Origin of the sequence: Nonomuraea sp. NPDC049480 (assembly GCF_044465905.1) — a bacterium.
GTDB lineage: Bacteria > Actinomycetota > Actinomycetes > Streptosporangiales > Streptosporangiaceae > Nonomuraea.
Genome location: NZ_JBITMD010000009.1, coordinates 179,523 through 201,457 on the forward strand (window position 1 = coordinate 179,523; position 21,935 = coordinate 201,457).

Genomic DNA, 21,935 nt, shown 5'->3' on the forward strand with positions numbered 1-21,935 from the left:
GACGCGACATGATCGGATCCGGCCACGGGACCACCCCTTGGGCGAGTAGCGTCTAGGCATGCGGATCGAGGATTACGCGCTGATCGGAGACATGCAGTCGGCCGCGCTCGTGGGCAGGGACGGTTCCATCGACTGGCTCTGCCTGCCCAGGTTCGACTCCCCCTCGTGTTTCGCGGCCCTCCTCGGCAGCGAACGCAACGGCCACTGGTGGCTCGGCCCTCGCGGGCGCAGGCACGCCGACCGGCGGCGCTACCGGCCCGGCACGCTCATCCTGGAGAGCGAGTGGGACACCCCGACGGGCACGGTCCGCGTGATCGACTTCATGCCGCCCCGCGACCGCAACCCCGACGTCGTGCGCATCGTCGAGGGCGTCTCCGGGACCGTGGAGGTGTCCACGGTGCTCAGGGTGCGCTTCGACTACGGCAGGATCGTGCCGTGGGTGCGCCGGGACAACGGCCACCTGCAGGCCATCGGCGGCCCGGACTCGGCGTGGCTGCACGCCCCCGTGCCGCTGAATGGCGGCGACTACGCGCACCGGGCGACGTTCACCGTCAAGGAGGGCGACCGGCTGCCGTTCGTGTTTACGTGGCACCCGTCGCACGAGCCGATGCCGCCGCAGATCGATTCCGGCACCCAGCTCGACGAGACCGAGGCGTACTGGACGGACTGGGTGTCCAAATGCACCTACGACGGGCCGTACCGGGACGCCGTTGTGCGGTCGCTCATCACGCTGAAGGCGCTGACGTACGCGCCGACCGGCGGCATCGTCGCCGCCCCGACCACGTCGATCCCCGAGGATCTGGGCGGGGTCCGCAACTGGGACTACCGCTTCTGCTGGCTGCGGGACGCGACGATGACGCTCGACGCGCTGATCTCCTCCGGGTATCTGGAGGAGGCGGCCGACTGGCGTTCCTGGTTGCTGCGCGCGATCGCCGGCCGGCCGCAGGACCTGCAGATCATGTACGGGGTCGCCGGCGAACGGCGGCTGCCCGAGCTGCGGCTGGACTGGCTCGACGGCTACGAGGACTCCCGGCCGGTGCGCATCGGGAACGAGGCTGTCAAGCAGCTGCAGCTGGACGTGTACGGGGAGGTCATGAACTGCCTGTACGTCTCGCGCACGCGGGGGTTGTCCGCCGACGACCGGGCCTGGACCATCCAGCGGCAGCTCCTCGACTACGTGGAGGACCACTGGGACGAGCCCGACGAGGGCCTGTGGGAGGTGCGGGGGCCGCGGCGGCACTTCGTGCACTCGAAGGTGATGTGCTGGGCGGCGCTCGACCGGGCCGTCAAGTACGTCGAGGGGTTCGGCCGCACCGGTCCCGTGGACAAGTGGCGGACGTTGCGGGACGTCATCCACGCGGAGATCTGCCAGAAGGGGTACGACCCGCACCGGAACACGTTCACGCAGTCGTACGGGTCGTCGGAGCTGGACGCGGCCCTGCTGATGTTGCCTGTCGTGGGCTTCCTGCCCGTCGATGACCCCCGGATCGCGGGGACGGTGACGGCGATCGAGAAGGAGCTCATGGCGGACGGGTTCGTGCTGCGCTACCCGATCGCCGAGGACAATGACGTGGACGGGCTGCCGGGCGGGGAGGGCGCGTTTCTGGCGTGCAGTTTCTGGCTGGTGGAAGTCATGGCGATGCAGGGGCGGAAGGCGGAGGCGAAGGATCTGTTCGAGCGGTTGCTGGGGTTGCGGAATGATGTGGGGTTGCTGGCGGAAGAGTACGACCCCCGGTATGGGAGGTTGGTCGGCAACTTCCCCCAGGCCTTCAGCCACGTTCCGTTGATCCATGCCGCCCGCGCCTTGTCGTAGGTCCCCCTCCTGCTTCCACCCGTTGCCCGGTTACGCGTGGTGAGCTGACGGGAGCCCACCCTGAGCGGCTCGCCATCCCTCGGGCAGCCGCTACAGCTTCACGCCTGCCTACGGCACCCTCCTTAGGAGAGCGGTCGCTGCTCCTATTCATTGGCGGCTTGAGCTGGACAGATAACCTAAGCAGCGCATGGCGATGCAAGATCATCCCGCATATGTCCCCGGCCCGATCACAGGAAAACCATGTGATCCGCGGGCTCACCGTGCCGGACGCCGCGTGTAGGCACCGATCGTTCGGAGCCCAGGTGTCCGAGATGCAGAGGATCGGGTGGTGGGGAGGTCATCGTCTGCCTCGTCCTCGTCGCTGGCTGGGCGCATCAGGCCAGCGTAGGGCGTGACCACGCCCTGGCGGCATGCCTGGACGAAAGTCTTCGCCGCCACCCACCATCCGCCACCGGCACACGCGGCCCGCGGCCGTGCCGGGCGATCCGAGCGGGAACGGCGATCAATTGGCGGCGCAGGGTCGCGCCGCGCGCTTTGGCGTGGAAGGCCGAGGCCAGGCAGCCGGTGGCGCGCAACAGGTTATGGGTGAGTGCGGCTAATGCGCCGGAAGGTGAAAGATCACCCGGCCTGCGAACGAGCCCGAGGGCAAATGCGCGAGCGGCCCGTCGATCAAGTCGGCGTTGATCGGCTCCTGCACGGCGTGATCACGATGCTGTTCCTCGGCCTGAAGCAGCGCATACGGGCTGTCGGTGAAGATCGGGTAGTAGCGCCAGGTGGCGAACAGTTCGTCTTGGCCGCGTCCGGCCTGCGGGTTGAGCCGCTTGACCCGGCGGACGATCAGCCGGGCGGTGACGGCCTTGCCGGTCTTGCTGGTGAAGGCGGTGTAGCGGGTCTCGGCGGCCTCGGCGTCAGAGACCCATCCACCGGCTTGGGGGTCGAAAATGGCGACGCGGATACTTGATCGGTGTCCATGCGTCCTCGGCGATCGCGGCGATCGCCTCTTTGACCTTGGGGTCCAGCTTGGCGGTAACGGAGAAGGGGGCATCGTACTCGCGGCACGCGGCGATCACCTGAGCGCCGTAGAAGGCGCTGTCCATCCGGACGATCAGGGTCGCGCCGACGCCCGCGTCCCGGACGGCGCCGATCTGCTCGCGCACGAACGAGGTCGCGCCGCGGGCTGAACCGGCGCTGCCGCCGCGCAACCGGGTCCCGGCCACGACCGGCGCGGCCAGCAGGGTCGACACCGTCGCGAGCAGGAGCCCGCGCACCAGCACACTCTTGCCTGGATCTTCGTATGGCCGAACCCGCTGCCCTGCTTGGCGTACCCGTAGGTGCGCCGCTGCATCGAATCGATGTCTAGGAAAGCCAGCACGTCCGCACCGGGCAGTAGCGGCGCGTGAGCGGACAGCCTTCCCGGTAGTCGGGCCCTCGGCTGACGCCTTGGGCCAGGAACTCGTCTACCGCCGCGGCTCCCGGCAACTGCCAGTCCGCCTGCGGCGCACCATCACGGCTCCACAGCGTCTACGACTTCAACCTGTGCAACCGCGTCCGGACGTGAATGGCGGTGTACGCCGGGACAAGAGTGAGCGGCGGGCCCTCGCTTGGCGAGACGGATGCGTGCACGATGGCGGCGCATGTCACGCCACCATTCGAGCCGGTCATGCGAGTCCTGTGGCAGCATTAGTTGCAGTGCGGCAAGGGTGGCGCCGACGGTGGTGCTGGCGATCGCGACGAGGCCGATGGCCCACCAAGGGGCACCGGCGGAGACCAGCGCGGAGATGGTCCCGCCCACAGCGACGGCTCCGCCGGAGCCGATCGCCACCGCGCGGCCGGTCGACGACGGCTGCGAAGAAGCTGGTCGAGGTCGATTCACCCACCAAGCGTGCAGCTTTCGGCGGCACGAGTACAGGACAGCTGTCACGGATACATCGCGCGCACCGCGTCGTCGAGGAAGAACTCCCAGTTGCCCTCCACATAGCGGACCAATTCGAGCAAAGGAGCCCTGCTGTTGGTTGAGAGACCCACGTCGAACTCAAGGAGATCGCGGTACATCTCAGGGATCCGGTTGCCGACGGTCCGCTCGGAATAGCCGGCGAGGCGCCCGATGTCCGTGCGAGTGTGCGCGCCGATCGCGATCGCTCGCCAGATAGCGCGCTTGCAATCATCCTGCAGCAGGATTTCGCTTGCCCGGCGCCCTCGCTCCGCTGGCAGATAGGGATTCAGTACGGGATCGACGTAGTGCCGCTGTTCATAACTCATTCTCGCGGCAAACTCCAAAGAGTCGTTGCGGCCCGTGCCAGGGCTCTTCGAGCAGTACGTGCGCATCTCAAGATCCTGGTACGAGTAGAGCAGGTGAAGACGTCTGTTGTGCTCACCGGAGGTCCACACGACGGTGGCGACCGGAGGATGCTGCTCCCGGAGGACCCGGATCGCGGTCAAGCCGCTGATCAGCAGTTGTTCGCCCCTGACCCTTACCTTGCGGGCAAGCCTACGGGCCATGAACTCCCGGCTGAGGTGCTCGTAGAGCAGGTCGACGATAGCGACATCGAACCGCTGCTTGGCTAACTCAACCTCTAACAATACGGGATCCCGCAGCCACGTCACCGTGTGCCCGTACTCTCGTACGAGTTCCCGAGATGTTGAGCCGGCCAGTTGATCGGAGTCCTCAACAAGCAGAACGTTGAGTCCACGCATCACCTGTCACCTCTTCTTGGCATGCAGCGGCGCGACCAGGGTGAGCACGGCGCCTGCCGCATCCTCTCCTGGGTGCATCGTCAAGTCTCCTCCAAGATCTCGCGCGGCGCAGCGGAGCCGATGCAGACTTCGCGACTCATCGTCGAAGACGTCTCCATCGAAGCCGGGACCGTCGTCGGCGATCTCCAGCACAATCACCCCTCCCGCCGACTCGCATCTGATCCGTACAGACTTCGCTCCGTACTTGGCGCTGTTGGACAGCAAATCCCCCAGGGCCCGGCCAATGAGCATCCCGACCGGACGGTTTACCGTCATAGGACCGAGACGCGGCGTCTCCTTCATGTCCAGTACGCCGGTGAAAGTGCGTATCCGTTCGCTAAACAGGGCCGCCAGGGGAACCTGTTCCCGCACGAGCAGCAACTCCACCCGGTAGCTGCCGATCGTTGTTTCCAGCTCGTCCAGCTTCTCCTTGACTCGTCGGGGATCGGAAAGCTCCTTTCGGATGGATGCGATACCTGACTTGACGTGCGAGTGCAGGAAATCGAAGAATGCGTCGAAGTTCTGCTGCTGCACCTCGAGTTGTTTCTGTGCAGCGGCGACGCACATCTTGCCAATGGCTTTGCCGAACAGGTAGGCGATGAGTAGCCAGAGGAACGAGGTGCCTGCCGTTTTAATATTAAGCTGACTCACGTCGCCGTTGTTCAGCCAGGCGAGCGACAGGAAATAGAAGAAGTAGGCAGCCAACATTAGCAGCTCAAAAAGGGCACGCCATCGGTTTAGCCGCTGCGGCAGCCATGGGTAGAATCCCAGAAACAGCCAGAAGGTCCCGGAGTAGTTGCAGCCAGGTACGCAGACAATGTGGTTGCCGTACGTGTCCGGCTGCGACATCACTGCGAGCAAACCGTTCACGAAGATGACCTGGAAGAAACAGGCGACGATCCACCAACCTCCCCTCGCGAACGGTCCATATCCTCGATAGTAGAACGGAACCAGCAGGAGGTGGGCGCCAACCACGCCAAAGATGATCGCTCGGCCGTAGGAGATGAACGGATCATAGATGGCGGAGATGAAGAGTGCGACCATCTGAAAGAACGGAGCCGTCCATTCTAGAGTGCCCACCATGTGCTTAGTCGTGATCTTGGTCAGCTCACTGTCGTTCTGCAGACCCCGGATACGAGGCTGACCAGGTGCGAAGTCGACCTCTGGGACTGAGCTGCTTGCCATCGGGCCTCCAGCAGTCTCGGCTCTTGCCTCTCGTTATAGCGCGGAGCCTACGATTCTCCGACCTCATTCCCGTGTAAAGTGTCGTTCCGAGAATCGCCGTGTTCGCCACCAGTAGGAGACCGTCGAGTTAGGCCACAGCACCCGGTTGATCCCGGCCTGGTCCAGATACCAGCTGCGACAGCCGCCGAGTGACCACACCGATGACTGAAGTCGCCGATGTAGTGCGGAATTGAACTTCCGCTGAACCGTGAGGTCCACATCCAGGCTTCGGACTCCGCGATCGAGCCGTCTGAGCGCCTGGGAGATGTATCGCGCCTGATCCTCGATCATGAAGATCATGGATGTGTGAGCCAAGCCGCTGTTCGGCCCCACCATGAGGAAGAGGTTGGGAAAGCCGGACACGCAGATACCGAGAAAGGCCTCGGCACCCGTCCGCCAGGTCTCTTGTAAGTCGAGCCCGTCCCGCCCGGTGATCTGGATGAAGTCCAGTGACCCCAAGATATGGAATCCGGTCGCCAGCACGATGACATCGACGGGCCTGGTCGTCCCGTCCGCCGTGGTAATGGTTGAATCGTCGATTTCCGTGATCGGTGTGGTGATGACTTCGACGTTGTCCCTGGTCAGCGTCGGATAGTAGGTGCTCGACAGCAGGAGCTGCTTGCATCCGATAGCGTGTTTCGGGGTCAGCATGCGGCGCAGGTCGCTGTCGGGAACCTGGCGGCGAAGATGGCGCATGGCTCTGAATCGAGCAACGCGCAAGAGCCATTTGTAGCGTTTAAAGGCCAACACCCGGGCCTCTGCTCGCCAGTACAAATACCAGCGATACAGCAAGCCGAACAGGAACAGCTTGCGGAACAACATTCGCACGGTGGAATTGTAAGTGCCATCGCGCCGCGGCAGCACCCAAGGCGCCGTCCGTTGGAACACGAAAAGTCGGCCAGCGTATGGTGCGATCTTCGGTATTATCTGCACGGAGCTCGCCCCAGTGCCGATCACCGCGATGTTCTTTCCACTAATGTCGCACCCGTGGTCCCATCGGGAGGAATGGAATGCCGTGCCGTTGAACGCTGAAAATCCCGGGATTTCTGGGATGGCCGGCTGATGAATGGCGCCCACTGCCAGTACGAGCGCGGTAGCACTGAATCGGCTCCCGTCCTCAGCCTGCACAGTCCACCGGGCCTGTTCTTCATCGTACACAGCTGATACTGCGGTCACTCCGAACAGGATTTTGCGCAGCACATCGAACCGCTGTGCCGCCTGTCGGAGATAGCGTAGTATTTCCGCCTGTGACCCGTAGCGGTGATTCCATGACGGATGCATCGCGAATGAGTACGAATAGATGTGCGCCGGGATGTCAGACGCACAACCGGGGTAGTCATTGTCCCGCCAGGTCCCGCCGATGTCTTGGGCCTTCTCAAGCACGATGAAGTCATTTTGGCCCGCGTTCCGGAGTGTCATCGCCAGGCACATCCCGGAAACTCCGGCACCCACAATGATGGTTCCGACATCCACCTTGATCACCATCCGTCTGGGTCGAATCTTCGCGTAGCTCCGAGTTTGGCCACACCCTCCGGACGATTTGAAGTGACAACTGTCCTTGATGCGTCATCCGGCGTCATTCCACCCTGGGCACGTAGGAGTCGAAAGGAGAAGATCATGGTTGGGCAAAGTGGACCCGGCGAACAGGTGGCTCATGTCGACCTGCTGGGTGGCAAGCGCCGACTCGCTGCTCACGTGGCTGTCTATCTGTTCGTCATCGTGCCGTTCGCCGCGCTCGTCATCGCCATCCCTCTATCTTGGGGGTGGGGGCTGAGTCGGCTCGACGCGGCCCTGGCGCTGGGCCTGCACACTGTCACGCTGCTCGGCGTCACCGTCGGGTTTCACCGCCACTTCACGCATAGATCGTTCAAGGCTGGACGGGTGACGCGGATCGCACTGGCGGTTGTCGGAAGCATGGCCGTGCAAGGCCCGATTCTGCATTGGGTGGCGGACCACCGCCGACATCACGCGTTCGCCGATCGGGCAGGTGATCCGCACTCACCATGGACGTTCGGTACCTCGCCGGCCGCGCTGCTTCGAGGGATGTGGCACGCTCATATCGGCTGGATACTCAACCGCGATCTGTCCAATCAGCACCGGTTCGCTCCGGACCTGCTAGCTGACCGGGACATCCGCGTCATCCATAGACTGTTCGGTCCCTTAACCCTCGTCAGCATGCTCGCACCTGCCGTTCTCGGCGGGCTGCTCAGTTGGACCTGGCAAGGGGCGCTGACCGCCTTCTTCTGGGCGAGCCTGGTGCGTGTTGCCTTTCAGCAGCATGTAGTGTGGTCGGTCAACTCCATCTGCCACCTAGTAGGCGAACGGCCGTTCGCCGCCCGGGATCGGTCAACGAACTTCTGGCCGCTGGCCATCCTCAGCTTCGGTGATTCGTGGCACAACCTGCATCACGCCGATCCCACCTGCGCCCGGCATGGCGTCGAGCGCGGCCAGGTTGACATCGCTGGCCGGGTTATCTGGATCCTTGAGAAGCTCGGGCTGGCCTACGACGTCCGCTGGCCGACCGCGGGCCGCCTGGCTCGGTTGCACAGGGCGGGTTAGTCCGACCCTCGTACAAGAGCAACGAGTTGACCGGGATGATCCGTCTGTAGGACAGCACTATGTCTCAGTGCGTGAGTACGGGTGCTGCGGGGGCGTCAGGCCGTAGCGGGATCAGGCGGCATCCAAGGTTACCGAGGAGCGCGTCGCGTAGGACGGTCATGACGTCGAGGCTGTGTTTGATCGCGGTGGACAGGTAACCGCGGATGGCGTATCGATGCCGGGTGTGCTGCTCTGAGCTGCCGGAGATCTTCTGTTGGGTTTTGGCTGGTCGCAGGTCGCGGTTGGGTAAGGACGGCGCAGCAATGCGCCGTCCTTACCCAACTAGCCTCAGCGCATGGTCAAACTCCAGATGAAGATCGGCGGCTGCTGGCGCAGCGTACGCACCGCCGCCCACTACTCCCTCATCCGCACTTACCTCGGCACCGCCCGCAATCACGGCATCCACCCACTCGATGCCCTCCGCGACGCCTTGCCGGAAACCCCTGGATGCCACCCCAAAACGCCTGATCAATCACAGGCGTGAATGGATACGGAGCTTTGCCTGTTCTCCGGACACTTGGCCTGAAGTCACCCTTGATCATCAGGAAGGATGTCCTCATGCCCGGCACCACATCCCCCAGAGTTCCGGCGGTCCCCAGTCGTGGAAGTGGTCTCACCGAGGTCACGCAGCCGGTAGACAGCGTCGGCGGCCCGCAATGGGCGGTACAGCTCGCGATCTAGCTCGGGGAGCGGGTGGTTGGGCAGTCTGGCGCTTCTCGGCCCAGGCGCGCAGGCTGGTCTTTTCGGCGTCGGCGTCGGGGGGTCTAAGCAGTTGAAGGTGATGCGACCCCCGCCAGTGCGCGTACGGGGTCGCCGCTGTTCTCGTTCCCGCTGCAGCCGGTCGAGTCGGTGCTGCTGTGCCGGCGAGGACCGTCGCCCGGGTCCCCGCCGGTGTAGCTGTCGCCGTACAACTCGTGCGCAATCAGAAGAGTCAGCAGGGTCCGGTCGTCGACCGCCGCCGCTGGGAACCGGAAGCGCTTGATGTCGACCCACTGGTAGGTGGCGCTTCGAAGTTGATGGAGGTTCCCCAGCAGGATCGAACCTGTGGTACCCGCTGTAGGAGAGCGGTGGCTGTATGGCTGACTCACATGGCATGAGCTGCACAAACGTCTCGCGCAGCCAGCGACTTTCACAAGATCATCCCATGCATCTCCCCAGGACGGGCACGTCCTGATCGCCACGCTCGGCGAGCAACACAGATACGCCCTCCAGCACCTGTTCGGCTACCTATTCTGGGAGGTCGATCATCCACACGTGCATGCCGCCCACAACCGTGCCCTGGAAGCGTGCAAGCTGACGCCTGAGCAGCGGGCCGCGCTCGACGGCGTCCGCGAACGGCCGGCGGCCCCCCGCCCTCACGAAGACGACCAACCCCGACGTCCGGGAGTACCGCATGCGAGACCAGCCAGGGACGGCCGCCGACGTTCCGCCGTCCGAGCGAAACTCGAAGTGCCCATCCTGACCAGCCGCCGGAACGATGCTCAGGATGGGCCCGCCTCGGCCCCAAACCGCGATATACGCGGTGTGCGGCGACCTTGGGAAGCTGGCCTTACTCCCCCACCGGTCGCCAGCCCTCACTGAGCTCAAACTGAGAATCGTTGAGGCTGATACACTTCTCAGTTATCCTCAGAGGCGTGGATCACGATGAAGCAGACGCAGCCCTCGCCATGCTGGGGCAAGGAGTCACAGCGGACTCCCTGGAGACGGAGACGCTCGATTTCAAGCTCGTCGCCGACTCCGTCAAGGCGACCCTCAACTTGCTCGCCGATGCCCTCGTCTGCTTCGTGAACGCACGCGGCGGCACTGCGGTGTTGGGCGTCGACGACAAAGCGGCCGACCGGGAGCGCGCGCTTCGCGGCGTTCCGTCGAATTACACGCTGGATCTCATCCGCAAAGGGATATTCGACCGTACGAGCCCGCCGATCACGGCATTCGTCACCGAAAAATCCGTTGACGGCGTCCGTGTTGTGCTCGTCACCGTTCCCCAAGGGGTCGTGCCGCACAGCAACGCGGCCGGGCTTGCCACGCGCCGCCTCGGGAAGGAGTGCCTCCCCTTTCCTCCCCATCAGCAGCGGGAGGTCATGATCGCACGTGGCCAAGTCGATTGGTCGGCAGATGCATCCAGCATCGGAGCCGAGCGGCTCAGCGGTGTCGAAATCGAGAGACTGCGCCGCCTTCTGGAGGCCGCCGGCCGCGATCACCTTGCCGATTTGACCGACCGGGCACTTCTTGAGTCCCTGCGGCTGATCACTCCACACGGGAGTGTCACGAACGCGGGCGTGCTCCTGCTCGCCGACGAATCACTGATCACCGAGATCGTCCCCGGCTACGGATACTCGTACCAATTCCGCCCCACATCCGGAAGCGAAGCCACAGGAAGGATGCGGGGAAATCGTCCGCTCATCGCGGCGATCCAGGCCCTGACCGACGCCATAGAGAGCCGCAGGGAGATCTACCCACTCAACTTGGCCGGCGGAATACAACTCCAGCTCACCGACTATCCCGCCGTCGCGGTGCGGGAGCTGGTCGTGAACGCCCTGATACACCGATCGTACGAGACAGGCGGCACGGTCGACGTCGAGCACTCTCCCGAGCGTCTGGTGATCACAAGCCCTGGCGGTCTCGTGTCAGGGGTGACCCCTGCCAATATCCTCACGTATCCTTCGACGCCCAGGAACCGGCTGCTCACAGAAACGGTCTCCATCCTTCAACTGGCGGAAGGAACCGGGCAAGGAGTGGACAGGGCCTACCGGGAAATGCTGCGGGTGGGCAAAGAGCCACCCTTGTTCGAGGACAGCGGAACACTCGTTCGCGCCACATTGGCCGGCGGCATAGGAAATGACGCGTTCGTACGCTTCATCAATGACCTTCCGCCCAAAGCAGGCAGAGACCTGAATGTGCTGCTCGTCATGTCGCACCTCCGCCACAACAGCGGCATCGAAGCCTACAAGCTCGCCGGAATCATCCAAAGAACTCCGGTCGAGGCGCAAGAGGTCTTGCTCGCCATGACCGATGAGTACAACTTGATAGAGCCGACCAAACGAACGGCCAAGAAGCCCTTCCCCACCTACCGTGTGCGATCTGACGTGCTCGCGGCGATGTCGCGATCCGTTTCCTATCGACGTAGCTCCATTGACGACACCGATCAGAAAGTCGTCGACCATGTGAGAGAGTACGGCTTCGTCACCAACCAGACGATACGCCGCCTCTTCGATCTTCACGTCTACGCGGCCCGCGATCTGCTCAACAACCTGAGGGAGCGGCAAATAATTGAGAAGATCGGAGACGCGCGAGGAGGAACCGGGGTCAAATACGGCCCTGGACCGAAGTTTCCAAAAGGTAGATCCCAGTGACCCGCGTGATCGTGGTGGCATGACTGACCGGGGCTCAACGGGACGACCTACGGACCTGGCAGTGCCGGCGTACTCCTTGATGGGCGGCCGTCACCGAGCGGCAGATCGTGGAGTCAGGTTCATGCGGATGTCGTCGGCGGCCCACAGGACGAACCGTTCGATCGGGACGACGTCGTGTCCGGGGAGCGGCTGGAAGCGGAATCTGCGCAGGAGGATCGTCAGCACCAGTTCGGCCTCCACCATGGCCAGGCTCGCGCCCTCGCAGCTGCGCGGCCCCAGGCCGAACGGGATGTAGGAATAGCGGGGTCGCCGGGCGACCTCCTCCGGGGCGAAGCGGCCGGGGATGAACGCCTCGGGGTCGGGCCAGTAGCGCGGGTTCATGTGGACGGCCCAGAAGGGGTAGAAGATCGTCGTACCGGCGGGGATCTCGTAGTCGCCCAGGACGAGGTCCTCTGTGCTCTCGCGGGCGCCGTACGGTCCCGGAGGGTACAGGCGCATGGATTCCTTGAGCGCCATCTGGAGATAGGACAGCTCTTTGAGATCGGCGTATTCGGGCGTGGTACGCCCGGCCAGGACCTGGTCGATCTCCGCCGTCACCCGCTCGGCCTCGTCAGGGTGCCGGGACAGCAGGTGGAGGGTCCAGGAGACCGCCACGCCGGTCGTGTGATGGGCCGCCAGCATGATCATCAATACGGTGTCCCGCACGCGGGCCGGGCTCATCCCGGCCGCGTGCAGGGCGGCGACCAGGTTGTCGCCGTCCGGTCCGGCCGCGGCGAGCACGCCGTTGACGACGTCGCGCAGGTAGGCCAGGGCCTCTTCCGCACGTTTGCGCCCCTGCTCCTCGGTCCCCGGCTCGGCCGGCTGGTACAGGCGGCCGAGGTACTCGCCGAGCACGATCTCGAAGGCCGTCACGACCTTGTCCGGGTCGTCGACGCCGCCGCCCAGCGCGTACTGGCAGATCATCCGCAACGACAGCGCGCTCAGGTCCTTCTGCAGCTCGACCGGGCCCTGGCCGGCGCGTTCCGCCCATCGGCCGGCGAGGTCGCCGGCCAGCGCCGCGAAGCCTGCGAAGTGGGCCTCGTGGGAGCGGCGGCCGGCCAGGACGGACAGCAGGGCCCGGCGCAGCGGCGCGTGCTCGTCCGCGGGCAGGGTCTGCAGGTTGCCTGCCTCGCAGAGCGGGGCGAGGAACTCGAACAGCTTCTCCGGCCGCTTATTGATCTTTGCGGTGGCTTCGAGCAGCACCGGGTCGGCGACGGAGACCGCCGAGTCCGCGCCGGGCAACTGGAAGCGCACGACCGGCCCGTATGCGGCGTGCAGCCGCAACTGGTAGGCGTGCAGGCCGCCGGCGGCAGCGATGTCATGCAGCCCGCCGTCGTCTCGCGCGGGCGGTCCGGGAATCACCGACACGCTCTCTCCTCCATGGGACGTGGATCTCTTCCACGTATCTCTCCTGGATGCCCGGTTGGCAAGGGAGCCGGGCCATCGAACCGGCTGGCCGCCGCTCAGGTGGCGCGGCTACGTTGGCATGGAGCTCATGTCTTCCTGGAGGCCACGACTACCGAGGTGGGATCGTCGACCATGCCGCCACGTTTCCAAGTGACGTCCGTGACCATCGGCACATCGCAACCGCGCGAGCTTGCGCGCTTCTACTCCCGAATGCTGGATCTGCCCGTCACGGCGGACGAGGGCCCGGGACCGGATGAGCCGGAAACGGGAGGCTGGGCGCAGATCCGGCCGCCGGAGCATGTGGCTGCCCTCACCCTCAGCTTCGAGTACGAACGCAGCTATGCCCGCCCGGTATGGCCGAGCGCTCCGGGACGGCAGAACGCCACGCAACATCTCGACATCAAGGTCGACGACCTGCCCGCGGCCGTGGAGTGGGCCGTGGCCTGCGGCGCGGTGCCTGCCGAGTTCCAGCCGCAGGACGACGTCCGCGTGATGCTGGATCCCGACGGGCATCCTTTCTGCCTCTTCCTTTGAGACTCAGACCCGTGTTCCCAGGCACGCCCGCCGAACGCGGCCACGGCGCCGGCCACCGTCCCCATGGTCACTCGGCGGAGGCCTGCTGAGGCCGGCGGAGGTCGGCTGACGCCGGTCAAGCCTCGCCCGGCCACCAGAGCGTGACCAGGTCGCGGCCGGATGAGCCCAGGTCGGGCGGGCGTTCCTCGGAGACGCCGGCGTCCCGCAGGGCCTCGGCGACGTCGTCGCGACGGTCCAGGGGCAGGCAGAGGCGGCGGCGGGCGACGTCCACGAGGGTCGCGAAGCTGTCGTACTCGGCCATCGCGGGGCGGGTCCACTGCTCGGCCTTCACCTCCAGACCGAGCGCCTCGAGGATCTCGATCACGTGCGCGGCGGTCGGGCCCTCGGGACGCTCCAGGCCGTGGAACCGCTTCCAGTACGGGTTCAGCTCGGTCAGCGGATGGCGTACGGTGAGCTCCGCGATCACCCGGCGGCGGGCGTGCCGGGTGAGGGCCGCGACGAACGGTTCCAGGTCGGCCGCGTTGTAGATCACGTGATGGCAGAGCACCACGTCGGCCTCCGGCACCTTGGCGGCGGCCTCGGGCCAGGTGCCGCACACGGCCACGGGGGCCAGGCCCAGCGGCGCGGCGCGGCGTACCAGGTCGTCCAGGAGCGACTGGTGGGAGTCCACGACGGTCAGCGCGGTGGTGCGGGAGGCCAGGGGCAGGCAGGCGGCGCCGCCCCCGGCGCCGACGTCGAGGACCGAGCCGCCCTGCCCGAGGGCCTCCATCGCACGGTCATAGGACGGTCCGCCGGGTGCGGACAGGTAGTGCCTGGCGCGGCGGGCGAAGACCTCGTCGGGCAGGACCCAGGGCGACTCGTCGACCCCCGAGAGGATCCGCTCGGGTATGCGCCAGGCCGCCAGGTGCCCGGCCCAGGCGCGCAGGAGTTCGGTGGTGCTCACGATCTCTTTCACTCTTCTCACGCGGCGGCTCCCCGCCTGCGTCTGAGCGTACGGGAGGCCAGGTCGACGATGAGGATCACCCCCGGGAACGGCGATGACCAGCGTCGACAGCTCGTCGGTTCCTCAGCCGCGCCGCTGGAAGTAGTGGTCTCGCATCCAGGCGATCACCTCCTCCCCGGTGCGGGCCCCCTGCTCGTCGCCAGTGCGGAAGTGGATGCCGCTCCACACCCGGGCGTCGACGGTCTCGGCCAGCGCCTGGGAGAAGCGGGTGAAGGTCCGGGTGGTGCCGGAGCTCGCGCTGGTGGCGCGGAAGGTCATCTCATCCGTGCCGAAGAACGTCCGCAGGGCGCCGGTGACCGCGCCGCTGACGCAGGTGTGACCGGAGGGGTGCTCGGGGGTGGGCGGGGTGTCGAGCAGCGGCTCCCAGCCCTTCTCGGGTCTGGTCGCGGGGTTGCCGTCGGTGGCGGCCTCGCGGATGGCCGTGATGGGGCGCCATCGGTTCACGTGGTACTTGTCGTTGTGGCAGGCGATGGCGCCGTCGGCGGCGGCGAGTGTGGTCATGGCGAGCAGGCGGGCGGAGCCGGCGGTGTCCAGGCGCTGGGTTCCGGCCAACGATCGGACGATCTCGTTCCAGGGTGACTGGTCCCAGAACTTCGCGACGTCCGTCTGGTCCTCGGTGCGATGATCGCTCCGCCTCTCGCCGTACTTCTTCACCTCGATCACGTCCTTGGCGTAGGCGGCGCTGGTCAGCGGCGGAGGGCCGGGTGAGCGGAGTTGTTCGACGTCCGGCACGAGGAACGGGCGCACGTTGGCCAGCCAGGACACGGGGTCCAGGGCGTAGCCGGGCGGTGTGGGGCGCCACTGACCCGGCTCGGTGCCGATCTCGGCGATCGACGGGCCCTCGCGGCCGTCGTTCTCGCGGGCGGCGAGCATCGCGGCCGCGGCCTCGCCGCCCACCCTGATCCCGCCCTGCTCGGCCGGTCCGTCCGGGACGGCGGCCAGCGATCCGGCGTAGAGGGGGCGCAGCATCGGCTCCTGCTCGGGGAGCAGGGCCGCCAGGGTCCGGTACGCTGCCGTCGCGGCGGCGGCCTCCTGCGAGTACCAGCGGCCGGCGCGCGGCGCCGACAGGTACGGCCGATGTGTCCCGGCGATGGCGTTGACCGCGTCGTAGACGGCGCCCTGCACTATCGCGTAGATCGGGGAGGCGATGCCTCCGGACCGGCCGGACGCGACGAGGGCTCTGCCGGCGTAGTCGTGCCAGTCCAGAACGATCGTGCTGTCCGCGGCCTGCGCCGCCGGGGTCGGTGTGGCCAGAGCGGCCGCGGCCAGAGCCACGGCCAGGGCTGAGCGTCGTATGAAAGGCATGCGGAGTACGCTAGGGTCGCCGCCTCGGAGACCTCGGGGAGGTCCGGAGAGATTCCTGTGCGGCCGTGAGGTCCGTCTCACGCACTGACGCACATTCACAGAGCCCTCACAGAAGCCGGCAGGTGATGATCTCCTCGCGTTCATGTCCGCTTCATCCGGTTCCGCCACGCTCCCGCCGTAGCCGTGACGGTGCCGGCCTCCCCCGGCCCGCCCGGCGACGACGTGCTGGTCGTGACCGCCGATCATGTCCGGCCGGTGTGGCGGGACGGCGTGATGACGCTGCTCGCCATGCCCGCGGCGGGCGGCCGCATCACCCCCGCCGAGGTGCCGAACCCGACCCCCTGCTGCGCCGACCACGCGTAGCACCGCCTTACGGCGCGGAAACCCGCCTCCGCGGACGATCTTTCCCGGCGCTCGCCGGTGTACGGGGCCGGCGCGTAGGGCGCCCTACTTCGGCCCGGTCAGACGGCGCTCACCGGCCGTGGTGAGGACGAACACCTGCCAGTTGTAGTACGCGTAGTAGTTTCTCGGGTCCCGCTTGATCTGGCGGGCGTGCAGGAGGATGGCGTTCACGTAGGCCTGCGAGTGGTTGTAGGCGTACAGGGCGCGCCGGTAGTCGCGCGGCGCGCCGCTCGCGCGAAGGTAGTTGGCCGCGGCCATCACGGCGTCTTGGGGGTCGTGGACGTCACCGCCCATGCCGTAGGCCCGCCAGGTCCCCGGCATGAACTGCATGGGCCCCTGGGCGCCGGTGTGGCTGGCGGACTTCACCCGGCCGAACTTGGTCTCGGCGAACATCACGGCCGCCAGGACCTCCCACTCCACGCCGAAACGGCGCTCGGCCTTCTTGAAGTAGCCGAGCAGCTCGGCCGCGGGGCGGGGCGCCTGAACCTTGAACACGGCGGACGGCTTGATCGGCCGGGCCAGGGCGAGCAGGTCGCGGATGGCCTTGGTGTTGTCCTTGGCCTGGGCGGCGAGCGCGGCGGGCAGGCGGGCGAAGGCGCGGTCGGCGACCTCGGGGTGGCGGGCGGCGTAGCGGTGGATGCGCTGGTGGTAGAGGGCCAGGAGCTCGACGTCCTGAGGCGGCTTGCCCTTCTTGTTCCAGCGGTCGATGGCGGCGTTCAGTGCGGTGGTGGTCTTGCGCAGGGCGTTGGCCAGGCGGGTGGCGTTCTCGGGGATCGGCTGGGCGGGGGCGGGGAGCTTGTCGCCGGAGGTCGCCTGGGCGCTCGTGGTCGGGGACGCCGGGCTGGTCGGCGCCGTGCCCGCCGCGCTTCCTGACGGGGCCGGGGCCCCGCAGGAGGCGATGCCGATCAGGGCCGCCACCGCGGCGGCGAAGGCGGGGCGTCGTGGGCCGTTCTGGCGTTCGCGTTCCTCCATGGTCGGCCAAGATACCCGGTACGGCGGCCCGGATCACGGACACCGCCTCCGGCCTGGGGATCATCACGGTGGCGGCCGTCCCGTCCGCCTTCCTCAGCGGTCGCCGGCCGGGCCGCCCTGCCGGCGTAACGCCCGGGGGGACGCGCCGAGTTCGCGGCGGCAGGCCTTGTTGAACGCCTGGAGGTCCGGGATGCCCACGGCCGCGGCGATCGCGGGGATGGCCAGCGTCGACTCGCGCAGCAGGTGCAGCGCCCGGGTCAGCCGCCGGCGGCGGATGTAGGCGACGACGGTGTGCCCCGTGTGCGCGCGGAACAGCCGGGTGAGGTGGTTGTGCGAGACCCCGGCGGCACGGGCGACGCCGGGCACGGTCAGCGGCGCGGCCAGGTCCGCCTCGATGTGCTCGATCGCGGCGGCCACGACGGCGTCCGCGCTGCCGGCCACGGGCAGTCCGGCCACCCGCCAGAGCACCGTCCACACCTCGGCCGAGGCCCGCGCCCGCGTGCCGGGGACGGCTGCGATGGCCTGCCGCAGCGAGGCGGCGATGAGCGGCGCCTGGTCCCCGGCGTCGCGCATGACGGCCACGTCCCGCCGGTCGCCGGCGCCGGGCAGGCGGAAGTGCGCGTACAGGTGCTCGGACCGGCCCCGGTAGTGGTAGTGCACCTCGGCGCCCGGCGGGATGAGGCTCACATGGCCGGGCCTGATCGGGTGCGCGGTGCCCTCGAGCACCAGTTCGGCGGCGTAGCCGTACAGGTGGAGCTGCCACAGGTCGGGGAGCTTGAACACGTCGTGCGTGCTGACGACGCCGTGCACGCCGACGCCCGCCCCCGCCACCATGGGGGGTTCGGACAGTGTGAGGGTTACCCGTTGCATACATGCATTTGTAGGTGAAAGCAGACCACTAGTCGATGATTACAACCCACGACATGACATATGCGTGATCGTACGTTCGAGGCATGCGAACCACTTTGCTGACTTCCGTGGAGGTGGCCCGCTTCGTGGCGACCGGCTACCTGCGGCTCGACGGGGTCGTCCCGGACGAGCTGAACGACCAGGCGATCGACGTGCTGGAGGCGGGGATCCCCGCGGTGCCGTACGGGACGCCGCTCAAGGAGGCCTTCCCCGAGGGATCCTTCGCCCGCAGGCTCGTCGAGTCGCCCGCGGTCGACGGCGCCCTGCGCTCCCTCGTCGGCCCGGACCCGACCGTCGACCACCACGCCGTGCACGTACGCGAGCCACGCGGCGGCGAGGCGCAGCCCCTGCACGCCGACGCCATCATCGACACCCGCATGGACGCCTTCGACGTGCAGCTCATGTACTACCCGCGCGAGGTGACCGCCGACATGGGCGGCACCCTGGTGGTGCCGGGCAGCCACCTGCGCCGCACCAACGAGAGCGACACCGGCCGCTACCAGAACCTGCGCGGCCAGACCCGGCTGACCTGCCCGGCCGGGACCGTGATGCTGCTGCACCACGGCATCTGGCACGGCGGCCGGCGCAACGACAGCGACCAGCGCCGCTACATGTTCAAGATCCGCTTCAACCCGACCGCGCCGCAGGTGCGCCTGTGGGACACCTCCGACCTGGGCGATCCGGCCGTGGCCGGCGAGCTGAAGCGGCGTTTCCCCTGGTACGAGCCCGCGACCGGACGGCTGGAGGTCCACAACCGGGTGCGCCTGTGGCGGGCGATGACCGCCGATCCGGACTTCGACGTCGACTACTGGACGACGCGCGTGAACAACCGCCCCGGGCGGGTCGCATGAAGCAGCAGGTCCTGGTTCTCTACCTGGCCACCTCGGCGCTCGACGCGCCCGTGGTCGGCTGGTCCTCCTACGACGGCACCGGGCGTACCCATCCGACCGCCGGGGACGCGGACGAGCCGCCGTACGAGACGGGGGTGGACGCCCTCCGCGACGGCTGGCGGCTTTTCCAGGCGTCGCAACTCATCCCGCCGTACCCCGGGAGCGAATACGACACGTCGTTTCTCAAGCACGAGTTCTTCTTCGAGAAGCTGTCGTAGCTTAGGGTGTGGATCGCCCAAGAAGGTCCGGGAAGGGAGCGGGATGCCGGATGTCCGCCCGCTCCGGCCGGGAGATCCCGAGCGGATAGGCGGTCACCGTCTCGTCGGCGTGCTCGGCTCCGGCGGGCAGGGAACGGTCTACAAGGCTGTGGCCGACGGCGGTGGCGAGGTCGCCATCAAGCTGCTGCACAGCCACCTGAGCGGGGACGACGACGTCACCAAGGGGTTCCTGCGGGAGGTGGAGGCGGCGCGGCGGGTGGCGGCGTTCTGCACGGCCGCGGTGCTCGACGTGGGGATGCTGGACGACCGGCCGTACATCGTGAGCGAGTACGTCCCGGGCGACACGTTGCAGCAGGTCGTCCGGTCGGCCGGGCCGCGGGCGGGCGGGGCGCTGGACCGGCTGGCGATCTCCACGCTGACGGCGCTGGCCGCGATCCACCAGGCCGGGATCGTGCACCGGGACTTCAAACCGGGCAACGTGCTCATGGGGCCCGAGGGGCCGATCGTCATCGACTTCGGGATCGCCAAGGCGCTGGACACCACGACGTTCGCGTCGGGGCCCGTGGGGACGCCGACGTACATGTCGCCTGAGCAGTTCGAGGGCCGGCGGATCGGGCCGGCGTCGGACGTGTTCAGCTGGGCGGGGACGATGGTGTTCGCCGCCACCGGCCGTACGCCCTTCGCCGGGGACACGGTCCCGGTCATCATGAACGCCATCCTGAGCGGCACCCCTGATCTGTCCGGGGTGCCGCCGCACCTGCTGGACCCGGTCCGGGAGTGCCTGGCCAAGGACCCGTCGGCCCGGCCCATGCCCGCGGACCTGATGCAGCGCCTGATCCGGCGAACCGGCCCCGGCATCACGCCGGAATCCGCCGGCCGCGCCGCGGTGGGAACCCCGTCCGGGCCGATCGGCTCGGCGGGGGCGGGCATCCCCTCCGGTCCGGCGAGCCACCCGCCCGCCGGTGCCCCGCCTGGGCCCGCCGGTCAAAGGCCGGGCGGCGCGGCCTCCGGGGCGGCGGGGCGGCCGTCCTCGGGCCCTCACGCCGTGCCGGCAGGCCGGCCGCCTGCGGGTTACCGTCCCATACAGGCGTTCCCGCCGCCTCCGGTGCCTGCCGGGGACGTTGAGACCGCGCCGAGTTCCGGCAAGTGGGTCAGCCGCCGGGCCGCGATCAGCGCCGCCGCGGCCGCCGCGGCCACCGCCGCCGTTTCCGCGTTCGCGATCCTCCGCCCGGGAGGCGGGGTGCTGCGGCCAGAGGGTGCCGCGTCCTCCTCGCCCAGTGGCAACGCGGCCTCGTCCTCGGCGTACGCGAGCTCACCCGCCGTCAAGACGAACTCCACCGGCACGAACTCGGCTTCCTCTCAGCCGGCGACGCCCGTCACCACGGCTTCCGCCTCGACGGAACCGTTCGGGACGCAGCTCGGGAAGCCCGTGTCCTTGCCCGGCGGATCGGGCGCGCCCGCGGCGCTGAGCGCGAGCGGGGCGGGCGTCGCGTGCGGCACAGCCAACGGGACGGTGCTCGCCTGGGACCTGAACACGGCCGCGGTCACCAGGCTCGGCGACGGCGGAGGCCGTGCGACATCCGTGGCGTTCGGCCTGTACAACGGCGACACCGTGGTGGCGTCCGGGCACTCCGACGGCAGGATGCGCTTGTGGAGCCCTTCGGGCCGGAGCCTGGCCTCGCGCCGGGCCGGGGACCCGATCATCGCCGTGGCGGTCGTGGGCCAGCGGGCGATCGCGGTCTCGCAGAAGTACGACAACATGAAGGACTACCGCGGCACCGTACGGCTGTGGGACATCGCCACGGGCAAGCAGATCGGTGCCACCAGCACCGAGCACTGGCAGGGCATCAGAGGGCTGGCGTTCGGCTGGCTCGGCGACGACGACGTGCTGGTGACGGGCGACGGCAAGCAGACCATCCGGGTGCGCCGCCTGTCCACGGGAGTGGTCACGCGCTCGTTCGACGCCGGCCGGATCGGCGGCATCGAGCTGCTGGCCTGCGGCGCGTGGAAGGGCAAGCCCATCCTGGTCTCCACCCACCTGGACGCCACCTTGCGGGTGTACGACCTGGCCACCGGTAAGCGCAGGAAGAAGTGGACGTTCAGCGACCGGAGCCCCGACGACCGGGGCGCGACGGCGCTGGCCGCGGGGCAACTCGGGGACGTGCCCATCGCGGCCGTCGCGCACGCCCCGTGGGGCGGCGAGGTCATCGTCCGCGTCTGGAATCTCGACACCGGCGACGTCATCGGCGTGCTGGGGCCCGGGGAGGGCGGGGCGATCCGCACGCTGGCGCTGGCCGACCTCGCCGGGCGGCCGGTCATCGCAGGCGCGGGCGAGGACGGGTTGCTGCGGGTCTGGAGCCTGGGTCCCGCCTGACGCTCATGCGTCCCGGCTCGTCACATCACCGTCTGTGGCGATGGCGGACGCGCCGCCTGCGCCGCCGGCCCAGCGCCCAGCCCACCGCGAGGAACACCGCCCCGATCGGGGTACGTGCCAGCCTGCGCAGCAGCATGGCCTTGAAGAATCGTTTCATGTCG

General features: G+C 67.7%; 20 protein-coding genes. 10 read left to right on the forward strand and 10 right to left on the reverse strand.

All coding sequences use genetic code 11. The annotated features are described in order from the left end of the window. The first annotated feature begins 58 nt into the window (after positions 1–58). Together ACIBX3_RS26395 and ACIBX3_RS26400 are read left to right on the forward strand one after the other, a co-directional pair. The gene (locus ACIBX3_RS26395; protein WP_397121362.1) at positions 59–1,813 is read left to right on the forward strand and encodes a glycoside hydrolase family 15 protein; all 1,755 of its coding nucleotides are present in this window, start codon (positions 59–61) and stop codon (positions 1,811–1,813) included. 649 nt (positions 1,814–2,462) lie between these two features. Then, the gene (locus ACIBX3_RS26400) at positions 2,463–2,774 is read left to right on the forward strand and encodes a hypothetical protein (protein ID WP_397121364.1); all 312 of its coding nucleotides are present in this window, start codon (positions 2,463–2,465) and stop codon (positions 2,772–2,774) included. Here ACIBX3_RS26400 and ACIBX3_RS26405 read toward each other — a convergent pair. The 4 genes from ACIBX3_RS26405 to ACIBX3_RS26420 all read right to left on the reverse strand — a co-directional run bounded on the left by ACIBX3_RS26405 (position 2,722) and on the right by ACIBX3_RS26420 (position 7,255). Further along, positions 2,722–3,081 carry a hypothetical protein gene (locus tag ACIBX3_RS26405; RefSeq protein WP_397121366.1) on the reverse strand — a complete coding sequence of 120 codons (360 nt, stop codon included), beginning with the start codon at positions 3,079–3,081 and terminating at the stop codon, positions 2,722–2,724. The genes ACIBX3_RS26400 and ACIBX3_RS26405 overlap by 53 nt on opposite strands. A gap of 649 nt (positions 3,082–3,730) precedes the next feature. Then, positions 3,731–4,507 (reverse strand): hypothetical protein, encoded by a 777-nt coding sequence (locus tag ACIBX3_RS26410; RefSeq protein WP_397121368.1) that lies wholly within the window; start codon positions 4,505–4,507, stop codon positions 3,731–3,733. A 6-nt stretch (positions 4,508–4,513) separates the two neighbouring features. Next, a complete protein-coding gene (locus tag ACIBX3_RS26415) occupies positions 4,514–5,731 on the reverse strand; it encodes a hypothetical protein (protein ID WP_397121370.1) in 1,218 nt (405 codons plus the stop codon). A gap of 63 nt (positions 5,732–5,794) precedes the next feature. Next, entirely contained in the window at positions 5,795–7,255 is a 1,461-nt protein-coding gene (locus ACIBX3_RS26420) for a flavin-containing monooxygenase (protein WP_397121372.1), read from the reverse strand. Positions 7,256–7,387: 132 nt separating this feature from the next. Between ACIBX3_RS26420 and ACIBX3_RS26425 the strand changes: the two genes are divergently transcribed. The 3 genes from ACIBX3_RS26425 to ACIBX3_RS26435 all read left to right on the forward strand — a co-directional run bounded on the left by ACIBX3_RS26425 (position 7,388) and on the right by ACIBX3_RS26435 (position 11,721). Next, the gene (locus tag ACIBX3_RS26425) at positions 7,388–8,329 is read left to right on the forward strand and encodes an acyl-CoA desaturase (RefSeq protein WP_397121374.1); all 942 of its coding nucleotides are present in this window, start codon (positions 7,388–7,390) and stop codon (positions 8,327–8,329) included. 334 nt (positions 8,330–8,663) lie between these two features. Next, on the forward strand, positions 8,664–8,852 hold the full coding sequence (locus ACIBX3_RS26430; RefSeq protein WP_397121376.1) for a hypothetical protein: 189 nt from the start codon (positions 8,664–8,666) through the stop codon (positions 8,850–8,852). 1,150 nt (positions 8,853–10,002) lie between these two features. Next, entirely contained in the window at positions 10,003–11,721 is a 1,719-nt protein-coding gene (locus ACIBX3_RS26435) for an ATP-binding protein (protein WP_397121378.1), read from the forward strand. A gap of 90 nt (positions 11,722–11,811) precedes the next feature. Here ACIBX3_RS26435 and ACIBX3_RS26440 read toward each other — a convergent pair whose 3' ends face one another. Beyond that, on the reverse strand, positions 11,812–13,128 hold the full coding sequence (locus tag ACIBX3_RS26440; RefSeq protein WP_397121380.1) for a cytochrome P450: 1,317 nt from the start codon (positions 13,126–13,128) through the stop codon (positions 11,812–11,814). A gap of 198 nt (positions 13,129–13,326) precedes the next feature. Here ACIBX3_RS26440 and ACIBX3_RS26445 point away from each other — a divergent pair, with 198 nt between their 5' ends. Beyond that, complete coding sequence (locus ACIBX3_RS26445; protein WP_397121382.1) at positions 13,327–13,701, forward strand: VOC family protein; 375 nt, start codon at positions 13,327–13,329, stop codon at positions 13,699–13,701. A gap of 115 nt (positions 13,702–13,816) precedes the next feature. Here the strand turns inward: ACIBX3_RS26445 and ACIBX3_RS26450 are convergent, their stop codons facing one another. Both ACIBX3_RS26450 and ACIBX3_RS26455 read right to left on the reverse strand, forming a co-directional pair. Then, positions 13,817–14,665 carry a class I SAM-dependent methyltransferase gene (locus ACIBX3_RS26450; RefSeq protein ID WP_397121384.1) on the reverse strand — a complete coding sequence of 283 codons (849 nt, stop codon included), beginning with the start codon at positions 14,663–14,665 and terminating at the stop codon, positions 13,817–13,819. 102 nt (positions 14,666–14,767) lie between these two features. Then, positions 14,768–16,009: a vanadium-dependent haloperoxidase gene (locus ACIBX3_RS26455; protein WP_397121386.1), complete on the reverse strand. Its 1,242-nt coding sequence runs from the start codon at positions 16,007–16,009 to the stop codon at positions 14,768–14,770. 183 nt (positions 16,010–16,192) lie between these two features. Between ACIBX3_RS26455 and ACIBX3_RS26460 the strand changes: the two genes are divergently transcribed. Further along, complete coding sequence (locus ACIBX3_RS26460; RefSeq protein ID WP_397121388.1) at positions 16,193–16,372, forward strand: hypothetical protein; 180 nt, start codon at positions 16,193–16,195, stop codon at positions 16,370–16,372. 84 nt (positions 16,373–16,456) lie between these two features. Here ACIBX3_RS26460 and ACIBX3_RS26465 read toward each other — a convergent pair whose 3' ends face one another. After that, the gene (locus tag ACIBX3_RS26465) at positions 16,457–17,383 is read right to left on the reverse strand and encodes a transglycosylase SLT domain-containing protein (protein WP_397121390.1); all 927 of its coding nucleotides are present in this window, start codon (positions 17,381–17,383) and stop codon (positions 16,457–16,459) included. A gap of 93 nt (positions 17,384–17,476) precedes the next feature. Continuing rightward, positions 17,477–18,253, reverse strand: coding sequence for a helix-turn-helix domain-containing protein (locus tag ACIBX3_RS26470; RefSeq protein WP_397121392.1), 777 nt, complete (start codon positions 18,251–18,253; stop codon positions 17,477–17,479). A gap of 83 nt (positions 18,254–18,336) precedes the next feature. On the opposite strand from ACIBX3_RS26470, the gene ACIBX3_RS26475 reads away from it, so the two are divergent. From ACIBX3_RS26475 to ACIBX3_RS26485, 3 genes are read left to right on the forward strand one after another with little or no spacing between them, the layout of a single operon-like run. Next, a complete protein-coding gene (locus ACIBX3_RS26475; protein ID WP_397121394.1) occupies positions 18,337–19,143 on the forward strand; it encodes a phytanoyl-CoA dioxygenase family protein in 807 nt (268 codons plus the stop codon). Further along, positions 19,140–19,400 carry a hypothetical protein gene (locus tag ACIBX3_RS26480; RefSeq protein WP_397121396.1) on the forward strand — a complete coding sequence of 87 codons (261 nt, stop codon included), beginning with the start codon at positions 19,140–19,142 and terminating at the stop codon, positions 19,398–19,400. The genes ACIBX3_RS26475 and ACIBX3_RS26480 overlap by 4 nt, the downstream gene beginning before the upstream one ends. Before the next feature lie 43 nt (positions 19,401–19,443). Continuing rightward, on the forward strand, positions 19,444–21,774 hold the full coding sequence (locus tag ACIBX3_RS26485) for a WD40 repeat domain-containing serine/threonine protein kinase (protein ID WP_397121398.1): 2,331 nt from the start codon (positions 19,444–19,446) through the stop codon (positions 21,772–21,774). 25 nt (positions 21,775–21,799) lie between these two features. Here the strand turns inward: ACIBX3_RS26485 and ACIBX3_RS26490 are convergent, their stop codons facing one another. Continuing rightward, positions 21,800–21,931: a DUF6203 family protein gene (locus tag ACIBX3_RS26490; RefSeq protein ID WP_397121400.1), complete on the reverse strand. Its 132-nt coding sequence runs from the start codon at positions 21,929–21,931 to the stop codon at positions 21,800–21,802. Positions 21,932–21,935: the final 4 nt, after the last annotated feature.